Annotated in this window: 13 protein-coding genes; 2 read left to right on the forward strand and 11 right to left on the reverse strand. The window is 59.6% G+C overall.

Annotated elements, in window-relative coordinates; all coding sequences use genetic code 11:
- Positions 1 to 75 precede the first annotated feature (75 nt).
- The 8 genes from HB676_RS11235 to HB676_RS11270 all read right to left on the reverse strand — a co-directional run bounded on the left by HB676_RS11235 (position 76) and on the right by HB676_RS11270 (position 7,386).
- Positions 76 to 960: an alpha/beta hydrolase gene (locus HB676_RS11235; protein ID WP_213737871.1), complete on the reverse strand. Its 885-nt coding sequence runs from the start codon at positions 958 to 960 to the stop codon at positions 76 to 78.
- Positions 961 to 1,118: 158 nt separating this feature from the next.
- Positions 1,119 to 2,132, reverse strand: coding sequence for a zinc-binding alcohol dehydrogenase family protein (locus HB676_RS11240; protein WP_213737872.1), 1,014 nt, complete (start codon positions 2,130 to 2,132; stop codon positions 1,119 to 1,121).
- A 15-nt stretch (positions 2,133 to 2,147) separates the two neighbouring features.
- Positions 2,148 to 3,059, reverse strand: a complete 912-nt coding sequence (locus tag HB676_RS11245; RefSeq protein WP_213737873.1) for a 3-keto-5-aminohexanoate cleavage protein — start codon at positions 3,057 to 3,059, stop codon at positions 2,148 to 2,150.
- A gap of 11 nt (positions 3,060 to 3,070) precedes the next feature.
- Positions 3,071 to 3,829, reverse strand: a complete 759-nt coding sequence (locus tag HB676_RS11250) for an SDR family oxidoreductase (protein ID WP_213737874.1) — start codon at positions 3,827 to 3,829, stop codon at positions 3,071 to 3,073.
- Positions 3,830 to 3,834: 5 nt separating this feature from the next.
- Positions 3,835 to 4,773, reverse strand: a complete 939-nt coding sequence (locus HB676_RS11255) for an intradiol ring-cleavage dioxygenase (RefSeq protein ID WP_213737875.1) — start codon at positions 4,771 to 4,773, stop codon at positions 3,835 to 3,837.
- Between the two features lie 169 nt (positions 4,774 to 4,942).
- Positions 4,943 to 5,578, reverse strand: coding sequence for a hypothetical protein (locus tag HB676_RS11260; RefSeq protein ID WP_213737876.1), 636 nt, complete (start codon positions 5,576 to 5,578; stop codon positions 4,943 to 4,945).
- A 41-nt stretch (positions 5,579 to 5,619) separates the two neighbouring features.
- Entirely contained in the window at positions 5,620 to 6,966 is a 1,347-nt protein-coding gene (locus HB676_RS11265) for an MFS transporter (RefSeq protein WP_213737877.1), read from the reverse strand.
- A 33-nt stretch (positions 6,967 to 6,999) separates the two neighbouring features.
- Positions 7,000 to 7,386 (reverse strand): RidA family protein, encoded by a 387-nt coding sequence (locus tag HB676_RS11270; RefSeq protein WP_213737878.1) that lies wholly within the window; start codon positions 7,384 to 7,386, stop codon positions 7,000 to 7,002.
- Positions 7,387 to 7,658: 272 nt separating this feature from the next.
- On the opposite strand from HB676_RS11270, the gene HB676_RS11275 reads away from it, so the two are divergent.
- Both HB676_RS11275 and HB676_RS11280 read left to right on the forward strand, forming a co-directional pair.
- Positions 7,659 to 8,726: a LacI family DNA-binding transcriptional regulator gene (locus tag HB676_RS11275; RefSeq protein WP_213737879.1), complete on the forward strand. Its 1,068-nt coding sequence runs from the start codon at positions 7,659 to 7,661 to the stop codon at positions 8,724 to 8,726.
- 477 nt (positions 8,727 to 9,203) lie between these two features.
- A complete protein-coding gene (locus tag HB676_RS11280; protein ID WP_213738270.1) occupies positions 9,204 to 9,488 on the forward strand; it encodes a hypothetical protein in 285 nt (94 codons plus the stop codon).
- Here the strand turns inward: HB676_RS11280 and HB676_RS11285 are convergent.
- The 3 genes from HB676_RS11285 to HB676_RS11295 are packed head-to-tail and all read right to left on the reverse strand — an operon-like array spanning position 9,431 to position 13,193.
- Positions 9,431 to 9,949, reverse strand: a complete 519-nt coding sequence (locus tag HB676_RS11285; RefSeq protein ID WP_213737880.1) for a (2Fe-2S)-binding protein — start codon at positions 9,947 to 9,949, stop codon at positions 9,431 to 9,433. The genes HB676_RS11280 and HB676_RS11285 overlap by 58 nt on opposite strands.
- Positions 9,946 to 10,815, reverse strand: coding sequence for a xanthine dehydrogenase family protein subunit M (locus HB676_RS33810; protein WP_249780213.1), 870 nt, complete (start codon positions 10,813 to 10,815; stop codon positions 9,946 to 9,948). Before HB676_RS33810 ends, HB676_RS11285 begins: the two co-directional genes overlap by 4 nt.
- Complete coding sequence (locus HB676_RS11295) at positions 10,812 to 13,193, reverse strand: xanthine dehydrogenase family protein molybdopterin-binding subunit (protein ID WP_213737881.1); 2,382 nt, start codon at positions 13,191 to 13,193, stop codon at positions 10,812 to 10,814. Before HB676_RS11295 ends, HB676_RS33810 begins: the two co-directional genes overlap by 4 nt.
- Positions 13,194 to 13,222 lie beyond the last annotated feature (29 nt).

The raw sequence follows: 13,222 nt of genomic DNA on the forward strand, positions 1-13,222 counted from the left end.
CCGCGGAAGCACCCCCACCCCGGCCCTCCCCGCCGCTTCGCGGAGGGAGGGGAGCAGAGCAGCGGCGGCGATCGGCTAAGGCTTCATGCCGGTGATGGACTTGCTGATGGCTCTGGGATCCCGCATCGGCCAGCGGCCGCTGTCCACCTGCGACAGAAACTCCCCGACGATCCGATTATATTCGTCCGGCTCCTCGATGTTGATGGCATGACCTGCATTCGGAATAAGCGAAAGCGCCGCCGAAGGTATCGATTGTTTCATGAGAATGCCGGGCAGCAAACACGGCCAATCTTCGTCGCCCGAAATGACAAGTGTGGGCACCGTGATTTTTTTCATTTCCTCAACCAGAGTATAGAGCGACGGCCGCTCCTTCTGAACACCCGACTGGGTGTTCGCCGAACCGGCGGCTGAATGCTCCGACAGCATCTGCTTGAATTCGGCAAACCCGCGCGGATCCTTGTTTTCGAATTGCACCCGCGTTGGCCCGTAGGCATACCGCTCCGAAAAGGCCTGCATTCCCGATGATCTGATAAAATCGGCTATTGTGTCGGCCTCCGTGCGGAAGGTCTCGCGCGTTTCCAGCTCTGCCCCATATCCACATCCGCCGATACATAGAGACAACGCCCGATCGTGATGGCGAAGGCCGAAATGGAGCGTCGCAAAACCTCCCATCGAAAGCCCCTGAATATGGGCTTTCTTTTCGCCGATGTGGTCGAGTACCGACAAGATGTCATCCGCAGCGCGAGCCTGCGAATAAGACCCCGTGCTCTCCGGAACGTCGGACGGGGGAAACCCCCGCGCATTGAATGCGATCACACGGTATCGTTTCCCGAAATGACGTAGCTGCGGTTCAAAACTTCTGACGTCTCCGGCAAACTCATGGACCAGAATGAGGGGGCGTCCCTTGCCGGTCTCCTCGTAGTAAAGACGTACGCCATCATCCGTTGTCGCATATGGCATTTTTGCTTGATCCTTTTCCGGATTTTCTTCGGGATTATGAGGGCACGGGACCGCTCAGACAGGACCGTGACGGTCCTTCAAAACGACTTTCCCGTCAACCTCCCCGGCCGGATAGAGCGCGCATCATTGCCATGTCGCCAGGAGAGACGTCTTCGCGGCTACGGCCTCAGGATCACACGATCGCGGGACAGCCCGCTGGCCGCGAGATAGGCGGCCCTGGCATCCGAAAACGGATAGATCGCGTTTGCAGCGATGGGGTACGGCTTGAGATGCCCGCTCGCAAAACCTGGCAGCGCCTCCTTCAATACTTCGGCGCTGGCGATTGAAGAGAAACCCAGCGTGTCTATTCCCACATAGGTATGTCGGCCACGATAAAACTCGAGGATGTCGAACTGAACCTTTTCTATCGTCGCGATTAAAATCTGGCGCCCCTCAATCGCCAGCGACTTGTGAGCGGCCTGAAAATACGGGCTGCCAACCGTGTTGAACACGATCTGCGCGCCTTTGCCGTCAGTCAGTTCACGAACGCGCACGGCCACATCGGTTGTTGCCGAATTGATAATTTCGAGAGGACCGCTGGCATGGCCTTCGTACCCCTCGTCCTTGCGGACCACGCCGATTACGTTCGCGCCGTGCGAGGCTGCGATTTGCGCCGCGGCTTGCCCCACCTTGCCGTTGACGCCAAGGATCAGCACGGTTTCTCGCGCAGTAGGCATTCGCGCCCGTCGAAACCCTTCAAGCGCTGTGACGAAGGGGACGCCGATGCCGGCCGCCTCTTCCATCGAAAGCGTTGCAGGCTTCTCGACAAGCGCCGCCGCCTCAACGATCACGTGGCTGGCATGGGTGCCGTCGCGGCGAATGCCGAGATCGCCCGACGATCCGAACACTTCCCGTCCCAACCATTCCGGGGGACCACCGACCACGACACCAGCGAAATCACGCCCCGGCGTCCGGGGAAACACAGCATATGGCATCTGGCCGGTCGCAGCCTTGACGTCGGACCGGTTCACTCCCGCCGCCTTTACTTCGACGACGACTTCGTCAGGCCCGGGCGCGAGCAACCGTTCCTCTACCGCCGGGGCAATGGATTTGGCGTCGGACGCCTTCGTATTCAGGCGAATGGCCTTCGTCGCGAACCGTTCGGGATTTTTATAGGCTTCGGCTTTCGACATCGCTACCGTTTCTCCTCAGGCTGAGCGGGCATCGGCGAGGCGAACAGGCAATCCGATAATCTCTCTGGCTTCACGGGGCGTCGCGATCTGCGCGCCGAGATCCTCGACCATCCGGCGGGCCTTTTCGACCATCGCCGCATTCGAGGGAGCAAGCTCGCCGCGCGATAGATACACAGCGTCCTCCAGGCCCACCCGCACATGCCCTCCGGCCAGATAGGACTGAGCGACGCTTGGGAACGACCATTTTCCGATTCCGACAGCGGTGAACTGGGCGTCCGGCGGCAGTAAGTTGCGCGCGTAGATCACGGTTTCCGGAGACGGTTGGAAACCGTAGCGCACGCCCATCACGAGAGAACACAGCACCGGACCGTCAAGCGTTCCGTCGTTCAGCATGTCGCTCATCAGGGCGATATCGCCGGAATCGAACAACTCGACCTCGGGCTTGACACCGGCCTCCTTCATGACTTTCGCCATTCGGCGCGCATTCTCAGGCGTATTGATCACCACCTCCTTGCCGGAGTTCATGGTGTTCAGATCGATCGTGCAGATCTCCGGACGCAGCACCGCGATGTGCTCGACCCGCTTCTCCGGAGCCATCAACGTGGTGCCCGGCGCAGCGACCCGCGGATCATCGGCCGATGGCACAAACCGCCCGCCCGGCCCTGTCGTGATGTTCAGGATGAGCTGAGTGTTTCTGGATCGGATGCGTTCGACGACGTCGCGATAGTAACCGAGCTCCATCGAGGGCTTTCCGGTACCGGGATCGCGCACATGGATGTGAGCGATCGCCGCTCCGGCTTCGGCTGCACCAAGACAGGCGTTGGCAATTTCCTCGGGCGTGATCGGCAGATGCGGCGTCTGATCCGGCGTGGTCAAGTTGCCCGTCACCGCGCAGGTGATGAAGATCTTGTTTCGAGGATCGCGCATCTCTGTTCCCGCTAAAGCGACCGGCCGCCATCGACGAAAATCGTCGTTCCGGTGGAAAACGTCAGATGGGTGGCGCAGGACAGGATTGCGGTCGCGACATCTTCGGCTTTACCGATGCGCTTCAATGGCGTGGTCGAGGCGGTCTTCTCGTTGAAATCGGCCCCCCGCCCCGGCACGAAACTGGTGTCGACGACACCCGGCGCCACCGCCAGTACGCGTACCTGCGGAGCCAGCGCCCTTGCCAGCGATTTCGTCATCACGTCTATCCCCGCCTTCACGGCGCAATAAGCGATCGAGGACCCGATGCCGTTCGTTCCCGCGATGGAAGAAATGGAAACGATGAGGCCGTTTCCGGAAGCTTTCAGAAGCGGAGCAAACGTCCTGATAACTGCGAACTGCCCCCGCCAATTCACCTGGAACATGCGGTCGATCAGTTCGTCATCCAGAGCATCCAGATCCGCATGCGGAACGGGCTTGGTAAATCCCGCCGCGTTGATGAGAATGTCCAGGCGTGAATATTCCGCCGCGACCTTTTCTCGCAGCGCGATCAGCGACGCTGTATCCACGACATCGGCTTCGAAAGCCGAATGCCCGCTGCCGTCCAATCCCGCGAGCACCGATTTCGCGGCCGCGGCTTCTTCAGGGCCGCGATAGCTGATGACGATCTTGGCGCCGCCGGATGCGAACATTCGCGCCGCGGCGCCACCGATAGTTCCCGCTCCACCGACGATCAGGACGACCTTGTTCTGAAGAGATTCCGGATATGCCATGTCGTTCACTTGATCGGCGGCACGGGGAGTTTTGCCTCTCCGGCTTCCATCACGAAAGTATAATCAAGCGAATACCAGGGAGCCTTGACGGCTGGCTCCGGCGCTTCCGCGTCGTCATGCCGCCGGTAGTCGCCGATAAGCGCGTCCGTGACGCCGAACACCACGTCGCTGGTGAGATTCTCGTCGTCATCCACGAACACCTGGGTGATCAGCGTTTTGAAGCCCGGCTTGTAACCGAGGAAATGCAGGTGCGCGGGGCGATAGCAATGTCGCTGCTGGGCGCGGAGCATGTCACCCACCGGACCATCGGTGGGAACCGGATAGCCCGCGGGCTTCACCGACTTGAAACTGAAGCGGCCATCGGCACCGGTTGTGAATTTTCCACGCAGATTCATGTCGGCCTGGCTATCGTCCTGGTTCTCATACAGACCCACCGGCGACGCCTGCCAGACATCGACCTCGACGCCGGCAATCGGCTTTCCGGCAACGTCCGTCATCCGGCCGTTCATGAACAGTGAGGGACCATCCGTGGGCGAACGAACGATCGACCCGCCGTTCTCGGTTCTCGGCGAATTCATCCTCCAGAACGGTCCGAGCAGGGCCGCTGCCGTCTCGGTCGCCCCCGCGTTTCCGTTGTTGAGCAGGCAAACCAGCGTCGAGAAACCGATCGCATCCGCGAAGAGAATACCTTCGTTGTGACGATCGTTGGTCGCCTGGCCGATGCGATTGAGAAAGTCGACGCCGATATCGTATTCGGCTTCGGTCAACCGAACCTCGCGGGCGAATTCATGCATATGACGCACAAACGCCGCGGCGATTTCGCGCAAACGCGCATTGGGAGCCTGCGCCATTGCCGCGAGCACGACCGGGGTCACGTCCTGCTCGGTGTTGATAATGCTTCCCAAGCCGCTTGAGCGCTTGGGCGGCCGCAATTCCGTTGGCATTTCACCCTCCAGTAGATCGTACAATCGATTGCAGAGATTTATACAATCGATTGCAAAATGTCAATGTTTTGGGCCCGCTTTACTGTCGGTGCTGGGTTGCGCGGAGGAGAGGCTCAAATTCGACGGCGCGAATTTCCGTTAGGAATGTCGGCCGCCGCGCAACTGAGTTCTAAACCCGCGTCAACTTAACGTGCAGCTCGCGCTCGATATAAATTTCGAGAAATCCCGGCAGGGTTCCCTGCCGTACCATTTCATCGAATGGCGCTCTGTATCTCTCGTCTTTTTGTTCCGTCAGAATGACGATCCGCCACAGATTAAGCGGATCGGTTTCGGAGCCACCCGCGGCATGCTCGACGTGAAACAAAGGCTGGTACGCGTCCGCCTGAAGAATAACATCCTCGCGAGGCAACTGTGCACGCCCCATAAACAGGATCTTCCGCCTGACGTGATCGACAAAAACGTCTTCCAGAACCCGGCCCCGGCCGACATTAAGCCAGCTTCCCTGAATGGACGATCGCGACCAACGTTCGATTCCATCCGCCAGAGGGTGGCGTCCCCAGGATCCTCCCTCCGAAACGACGTAGGGAATATAGGTCAGCGGATCCCAGGCCTTTTTAGTCTCCATATCCCAGACCATGCTGCGCGACAGCTCGACCTTCCCGCTCGCGATGTATTTCTCCCGCAAAACCTTGTTGACTTGAACAGCCGGCAGTTCGATCTGCGTGAAACGAGGGTTGTTCCAGGCGTTCTCGAATTCGTTGAGAGCGTCTGCATAAGCGGACGGTAAGCCTGTGATCTCACTCATGCTGCCTCCCTGAAGACCGATAGGTAGACCTCGTGTCTGCCCTATGCCGCGACGCTTACTTCTTCAATGCCCTTCCGTCCTGGCTCGACGCCAAGCGATGCGACAACGCCGATCATAATCAGGAGCGCCACTCCCATGATCGATAGCACACCGCTTACGCCATAATGTGCGAAGACGGGACCGACAAACAGCGGGACGATGATGCTGGCGCTCCGCCCGGCAGCGTTGCAGATGCCTACGCCCCGGAGCCGAAACTCCGTCGGGAAAAGTTCGGGTATGTAGACCGCAAAAAGCGCCGCGACCAGAACATAGATCGGGATCGTCAGCAGGAAGCCGATCGCCGCAGTCAGTAACGAATTGTCCGACAACGAGAAGGCGACGCAGAGCAGGATGGCACTCGCGGCCGCGCCGATGATGGTCGGCTTCCTTCCGAAAGTATCCGCGGAGACAGCTCCCATGGTGGACCCGATCGGACCTCCCACGGCCATCAGAAGCGCAAACCCGGTGCTACGGGCGATCGACTCGCCCTGCCCGATGAAGAACGTCGGCAACCAGGTGATGAAGCCGTAGATCAGGGTATTGACCACCATCAGTGATACGCAGCCTACGATAAGCCGCGACAAGAACGGCTCGCGGAAAAGACTGCCCTTTGCCAGCGGCACGAAAGGCTTGGACACCGGATCGGACGTCGTCAGCGCGCCTTGAAGCGAAGCCTCGCGCTCGAAATCGGCGACCAGGGCATCCGCCTCCGCTTCGCGCCCGACCGATACCAGCCAGCGAGGGGACTCCGGCAAACTCCTGCGAAGGAACCAGGCGATCAAAGCGCCAACGCCACCAAGGACGAACATCACCCGCCACCCGAAAGCCGGCACCAGCAGCCACGCGAGCAGCGCAGAAACCGGCAGACCGGCCGTCACCAGGGTGCAGATCATCCCGGACCATCGGCCTCTGACCTTGGCCGGGAAAAATTCCGTCATGATGGAATATCCGACGACATTCTCGGCACCGAGGCCAAGCCCCATCACGAAACGCAGCGCAATGAGCGCTTCCATGTTCGGCGCAAATGCCGAGGCCAGCGACGCAACGCCGAACAGCGTGAGATTGACTTGATAGGTAAAACGCCGGCCGAACTTGTCTCCCCAAAGTCCCGTGAGAAGAGCACCGAGGGTCATTCCGATAAACGTTACCGAAATGAACAGGCCGTTCTGTGCGAGCGTCGAAAATCCGGACTTGAATGCGGAGCCCAGCACGCTCGCGGCGATGTAGATGTCGAACCCCTCAAAGAACATTCCGATCGCGACCAGCCCGAACACTTTGCGATGCAGACGCGTAATCGGAAGCCGATCGAGCCTGGCGCCGATGGCCGCGCTGGTGCCGACGGATGCCATGACTTCCCCTCCCCCCGAGTTGAAAGACGCAACTTAGTCGATGACCGCAATTCCCTGAATTTCGATCAGCATGTTTGGGTCGGCGAAGCCTGTGACCGTGATTGCCGCGCTCGCCGGAAAGTCGGACTCAAAGATCTCCGATCGAATTTCAGTCATCCGCGTCGTGTTCCGCGGATCGGTCAGAAATACCGTCATGGTGACGATATCTTTCAGTGAGGCGCCGGCCTCCTTCAGCGTCGCTTCAATATTGCGGAAGGTCTGATAGACTTGCGCTTCAAAATCGCCGGCAAGCGACTTTCCGGAGTCGTCTTTCTGACCGGTATGACCGGCGATCCAGACGATTTTTCCGCCCTCGGTGACGATGGCGGGTGAAAAAGCCCTCGACTTTTGCCAGGTGCCGCGAACGAACGTTTTCTTCATCGAACACTCCGAAGTAGGCATCATCTAACTTTCATACAATCGATTGCAGAGTATATTCGGCTGGTCAAGTGGATTCTAACAAGTTTATAAAGCTGGAATGACGATTTACTGGGCAGCCAGCGTCGGTCGAGGAGACGAATACGTGCAATCGATTGTTATATACTCGATTGTAACCGAACAGGAATCGCGGTCTTTTCCGTGTGATATGAAAAAGTGGGCACACCGTGAAAGCGAGATTGTCACAGTCAGGAAACAGCCGCCGAACCGTCACCATGAAACAGGTTGCGGAGCTGGCTGGGGTCCACGTGTCTACCGTTTCGCGCGCGTTAAATCCTGCCACGGAATCGATGGTGGTTCCGGAGGCCGTCGCCCGGGTCGTTAAAGCCGCCAAGACGCTCGGCTACCGTCTCGATCCCGTAGCTGCAAGTCTTCGGACCGGGCGTTCCAAACTTGTCGGCATCTTGGTTCCGGATATCGCGACCAATGTTTTTACGCCGATTCTGGCCGGCGCGACCGAGCGTCTGTCGACGCAGGGTTATTCGGTGATCGTTGCGTATGTTGGCAGCGATGCCAAGGCGCAATTGGACCTCGCGGGTGGCTTGATCGCGCGGCGGGTCGACGGACTGATCCTCGCAACCGTCGTCAGGGACGATCCGTTGGCGGCTTTTTGTATTGCGGAGGGGCTGCCGACGGTGCTCGTCAATCGAGCGGAAAAGGATGTGCGATTATCGGCAGTAGTTTCCGACGACATGCTCGGAATGCAGCTTGCCGTCGATCACCTTGTCGAACTCGGACACCGCAAAATCGGACATTTGGCCGGCCCGAGCCAGCACTCGACCGGATTCTTGCGACGGCGCGGCTTCACGCAGGCGACCGCCTCACATGGACTGCCTGCAGCCCAGACTCCTTTCGAAATCGCGGAAACGTACACCCGGGAAGCCGGTGCCGATACGACGCGCCGCCTGCTGCACGCTCATCCTGAAATCACCGCGATCGTGGCTGCCAACGATCTGCTTGCGCTCGGCGCCTACGACGTCTTGCGCGAGGAAGGGCTGGAATGTCCGCGCGATATTTCAATCGTCGGACACAATGATATGCCCCTCGTCGACATGGTCCAGCCACCGCTTACGACCATTCGAATTAGCCACAAGGAAATGGGACGTCAGGCAGCCGACCTGCTTCAACAGGCCATCGAGACGCTCGATAGTCCCGCCCGCAACGTCGTTCTGCCTGCCAAGCTGATCGTTCGCAATTCGACAGCACCTCCCCGCAAGAGCATCCTGAAGAGATTCACGGCACCTGCGCGATCGCAGCAAATCGCAAGCAAGGCTCGATCTTAAGCAAGCGCCGCGCGCTTCAGTGAAGAAGGTTCGTTCGTTCCACAATTTCAAACAGCCAAACCACGCGTCTTGAAAATAAGTCGCGACTTCGCATTCTCGCGGCGCAAAACGCCCGAAGTTTTCCAGAATTTTTAACCCTCCCCAAACAGAGGGCGCAGGGAAAGCCGGGTGTCCGATGCACCCGCAGCCGCGCGTGTAGTGTGGTGGTAGCACGCGCGTTAGTCACCACGAGTTCACCGGAAACATCCGGCTTTCCCCGCGCAATGGTTTTAACGGCTTATTTCGTACTCTCCCCGGTGACCGGGCTCTTTTGCCACCGTCATCCCTGAGAAGCTTGCTTCTCAAGAACTTGACACCAGCGTCGGGGTGTCAGGACCATACGGCTTCGCCGTCCGCGCCAAGTGCTCTCGTCAGCAGCACCATTCGCGTCCACCGCATCCCGCACCCAACGTCCGTGACGACCGCGAAGCGCCCCTCTTGTGGGAACGGGATGGCGCGGGGTTTACAGATGTTTTGATCGGTCTGAAAAACGATTTATTTTTTCGAGAGGGACTGGACGACCCAAATCAAGTTGAATTCGTTTGGCAAATTAAATTTTGCGTGAAATCAAATTTCAGGCCGGCAGGCAGCATCCGCTTGGCAATTGCCGCGCCTGATTTGCAGGCCCCGCACATCCCCGACGTACTGCAGGCCCATGGACACGATTATCCCGGCAAACGATTTCCCGAAGGCGTCGCGTTCAACGCGTGTGATGCGGTCTGAACCGCGTCGACGATGGCGTGATACCCGGTGCAGCGGCAATAATTTCCCGAGAGCGCGTCGCGTATCTCCTCTCGCGTAGGCGTTTCGTTTCGACGCAACAACTCAGCGGCTTGCAGGATCATTCCCGACGTGCAGAACCCGCATTGAAGCGCAGCACGTTCGTAGAAAGCCTGCTGAAGCGCCAAGACATATCTGTCGGGAGACATCGAATCGATCGTTGTGATTTGGGCGCCGTCCGCTTGAACGGCCAGCATCAGACATCCCCTCACCACACGACCTTCGACAATGACATTGCAGGCCCCGCATACGCCGTGCTCGCAACCAACATGACTTCCGGTCAAACCAAGCCCGTGACGCAAAAAATCGACCAAGGACCCGCGCGGCGAGACGCGTGCCGATACATTGGTACCGTTGACCGACAGGCTGATCGCTATCGTGTCGTCAAGACTGGTATTATTCATCGCCTGTTCTCGTCGAAGGCTTCGCTGTCACAGCGCACGAGCAGTTGCTGTGCCAGATGGAGCCGGTACTCGGTGGGATATTCTCCCCCTTCCAGGCAGTCGAGGCTGGACGCGAGAAGTTGATCGGCTTTCTCGATAGTGCCGCGGTCATTGAGGTTGGTTCCGATGAAGGCCTGCTCGATCTCGATCAGGCGTCGCGGGAAAGCCTCCACGCCCAGGAAGACAGCGCGGCAGTCCTGCACGATCTCTCCGTTGTATTGACGACCGAAGGCGAGCCCGGCCAATGCGAAGTCGCCATGGCGTCGCGCGATTTCGTGAAATACAAACCGCCAATCGGCCGAAAAAACCGGAATCCGGATGCTGGTGATGAGTTCGTCCGGCTCCAAAGCCGTGTCGTAGATGCCCCGGAAAAAATCGGCCGCAGCCACCGAACGCGATCCGTCAGCGGAACGAAGAACGATCTCGGCGCCGAGGCAGACCATGCATGCCGGCATTTCAGCCGCCGGATCGGCCAGCGCCAGGCTGCCGCCCAAGGTCCCGCGATTTCGAATGGCCTCGTGCGCGACATTCTGCAGAGCCATCGATAGCAAGGGCGCGTGCTGCTGCACAAGCTTGGACCGAAGAACGTCATTATGTCGGGAGCGGGCTCCGATCTGTAGCGTAGAGCCATCAATCGCGATCTCGTCCATGTCAGGTATGGAATTGATGTCGATCACGATCTGAGGCGAGGCCACCCTTAAATTCATCATTGGCACGAGACTCTGGCCACCGCTCAGAATGGCGGCATCGTCGCGATGATCCCGCAGCAAGATCAGCGCGTCGACGAGATTGGTCGGCCTCGCATATTCGAATCTGGCGGGCTTCATGCGGCGACGCCTTGAAGCGCTCCCATCGCCCGCAACACCGCGACCGGCGAGATCGGGAGCGTGTCGACGCTGCCGCCGAACGGTGCGAGAGCGGCGTTCACTGCATTCAGGATCGCCGCCGGTGCCGCGCAAGCCCCGGCTTCTCCCGCCCCCTTCGCACCAAGAACCGATCCCGAATATGGTGTTTCGACATGTGCGACCGACACATCCGGCATATCCGCAGCCATGGGGAGAAGGTAATCGGCGAGCGTCCCACTCGCGAACTGACCGTCCTCGGTGTAGCGGCAGTGTTCGTAGAGCGCCTCTCCGATTCCCTGAACGACCCCTCCGCGAATCTGCTCGTCCACCAGCAGCGGATTGATCACGCGGCCGCAATCTTCGACGACCCAATGCTTCAGCACGACGACTTTTCCGCTCATCTTGTCGATTTCAACAAGAGCAGCCTGGACTCCGTTCGTCGGCAGGAAGGTGTCGCCACCTCGACCGCCTCCATGCGCGACGGTCAGTTGGGGCCGTAGGCCTTCTGGCAGGTCGTAAGGCCGGAACTGAATCATTTCGGAGAGTTCGGCGACCGTCATCCGGGCTCTGCCGGATGGCTTCTCGATGACATCGCCTTCGACCAGATCGAGTTGTTCAGCCTCCGTTTGCAGAATGGCCGCGGCTGCCGAAAGCAACTCGGCGCGCAGCTTGCGGCCTGCCTGCCACGCGACCTCTCCGGTGATCGCCGCGCCGCGCGACGACCAGGCTCCGCCGCCATGCGGCGACGCCTGAGTGTCCCCCAAATTTACCCTGATCGAAACGATCGGAAGGCCGACCGCGTCGGCGATGATCTGGGCCAGACCTTGCTGAATTCCCTGCCCGATTTCTGCGGCAGAGCTCTGTACTGTGACCATGCCGGTGGGATCCATCGCCACGATCACGGTGTCCTGCGAAGAGACGAGCACGCCCGCGCGGCCGTAGCCCTCGGCCCCCGTCGCGGTGAATTCGACGAAGCTGGCAAGACCAAATCCGACCACGCGGCCCTGCTCCCGCCACACCGTGATCTGCCGTTCCAGTTCGGCGTGGCCGCTGAGGATGAGCAGCTTGTCGAGACATTCGTAATGGGAGAGGTCGATCATGCGGCCGCCCGCAGGACTGACCCACGGCATCTCGCTTGCCTTGACGAAGTTTCGCTTGCGAAAGACAATAGAGCTTTCGCCCCGCGCCCTTGCGCCCTGTTCGATCAACGCCTCCGTGATCGCAACTGCGACGGGATGACCGACGGAACGGTATTGCCCCGTCATCACCTTGTTCTGGAGGACCGATCTCAAGCGTGCGCTGAACTGTTCGATCTTGTAGGCGCCGCCCATGGCCCTGAGCGCGCTGAATCCCTCCGCTGTGCTCGACCGGGGATAGACTGAATAGGCTCCGAGTCCCTGAATATCGTCCACCTTCAACGCACTGATCCGCCCGTCAGAGTCGATCGCCATGCTGGCTTCGACAACGTGCTCTCTGGCATGAACATCAGAGAGCATGCTCTCGATCCGGTCCGCCACATACTTCACAGGCCTGCCCAGGATCTTCGTGGCCGCGCAGACGGCCATCTCCTCAGGGTAGATGTGCATTTTGATGCCGAACCCACCGCCCACGTCGGGGCAAATCACCCGAACCTTGTTGAGCTGCATGTCCAGAAGATCCGCGATGATCAACTGCAACTGATGAGGCATCTGATGGGATGCATGAACCAGCATGGCGTCGTCGGCAGGATCGTAGCTGGCGAGAATGCCCCTTGGCTCCAGCGGCACGCCCGTTTTCCTGTTGAACTTCAGACGTTGGTGTACGACGTGAGCCGCCTTATCGAACGCAAGTTCGACACCCGAAGTCGACTGTACGTATTCGAGGGCCAGATTGGACGGCGCTCCGGCATGCGTTCGCGCCTCGCCGGCAATTGCATCCTCGATCGAGGTCACGGCAGGCAGGTCGTCGTATTCGACCACGATCCGCTCCAGCCCGTCTTCGGCTTGCGCCCGGCTCATTGCGACGACCATCGCGATCGGCTCGCCCTGGAAGACCACGCGCTGCAAGGCCAGCGGACGTTGCGGCGGAGAAAAAAGGTTTGGCGCATTGGCCAGCGTGCATTGCCACGGACCACATACCGTCTCGATGTCCTCAACAGTCAGCACCGCGATGACGCCGTCGACCGCCTTTGCCTCTGTGGTTTCGAGAATTTTAAAGGACGCGTGCGGCCGGGGGCTGCGCAAGAACGCCGCATGCAATTCACCCTTGAGCGAGATGTCGTCAACGTACCGTCCCCGACCGCTCACCAGCCTGCGGGTTGCCGCGCGTGGCATGCCCTTGCCGATATAACCCGCTGCCTTGCCGGCACCGTTGCTGCTCATGCGGTCAATCCTGGAAAGGAAGAGGATTC

Source organism: Bradyrhizobium sp. dw_411, assembly GCF_018449695.1.
Taxonomy (GTDB): domain Bacteria; phylum Pseudomonadota; class Alphaproteobacteria; order Rhizobiales; family Xanthobacteraceae; genus Bradyrhizobium.

Excerpts from the sequence above, each read along its gene's own strand:
- HB676_RS33810 (WP_249780213.1), bottom strand. The coding sequence starts at position 10,815 with ATGAAGCCCGCCAGATTCGAATATGCGAGGCCGACCAATCTCGTCGAC.
- HB676_RS11250 (WP_213737874.1), bottom strand. The coding sequence starts at position 3,829 with ATGGCATATCCGGAATCTCTTCAGAACAAGGTCGTCCTGATCGTCGGT.
- HB676_RS11265 (WP_213737877.1), bottom strand. The coding sequence starts at position 6,966 with ATGGCATCCGTCGGCACCAGCGCGGCCATCGGCGCCAGGCTCGATCGG.
- HB676_RS11260 (WP_213737876.1), bottom strand. The coding sequence starts at position 5,578 with ATGAGTGAGATCACAGGCTTACCGTCCGCTTATGCAGACGCTCTCAAC.
- HB676_RS11245 (WP_213737873.1), bottom strand. The coding sequence starts at position 3,059 with ATGCGCGATCCTCGAAACAAGATCTTCATCACCTGCGCGGTGACGGGC.
- HB676_RS11240 (WP_213737872.1), bottom strand. The coding sequence starts at position 2,132 with ATGTCGAAAGCCGAAGCCTATAAAAATCCCGAACGGTTCGCGACGAAG.
- HB676_RS11255 (WP_213737875.1), bottom strand. The coding sequence starts at position 4,773 with ATGCCAACGGAATTGCGGCCGCCCAAGCGCTCAAGCGGCTTGGGAAGC.
- HB676_RS11270 (WP_213737878.1), bottom strand. The coding sequence starts at position 7,386 with ATGAAGAAAACGTTCGTTCGCGGCACCTGGCAAAAGTCGAGGGCTTTT.
- HB676_RS11295 (WP_213737881.1), bottom strand. The coding sequence starts at position 13,193 with ATGAGCAGCAACGGTGCCGGCAAGGCAGCGGGTTATATCGGCAAGGGC.
- HB676_RS11275 (WP_213737879.1), top strand. The coding sequence starts at position 7,659 with ATGAAACAGGTTGCGGAGCTGGCTGGGGTCCACGTGTCTACCGTTTCG.
- HB676_RS11235 (WP_213737871.1), bottom strand. The coding sequence starts at position 960 with ATGCCATATGCGACAACGGATGATGGCGTACGTCTTTACTACGAGGAG.
- HB676_RS11285 (WP_213737880.1), bottom strand. The coding sequence starts at position 9,949 with ATGAATAATACCAGTCTTGACGACACGATAGCGATCAGCCTGTCGGTC.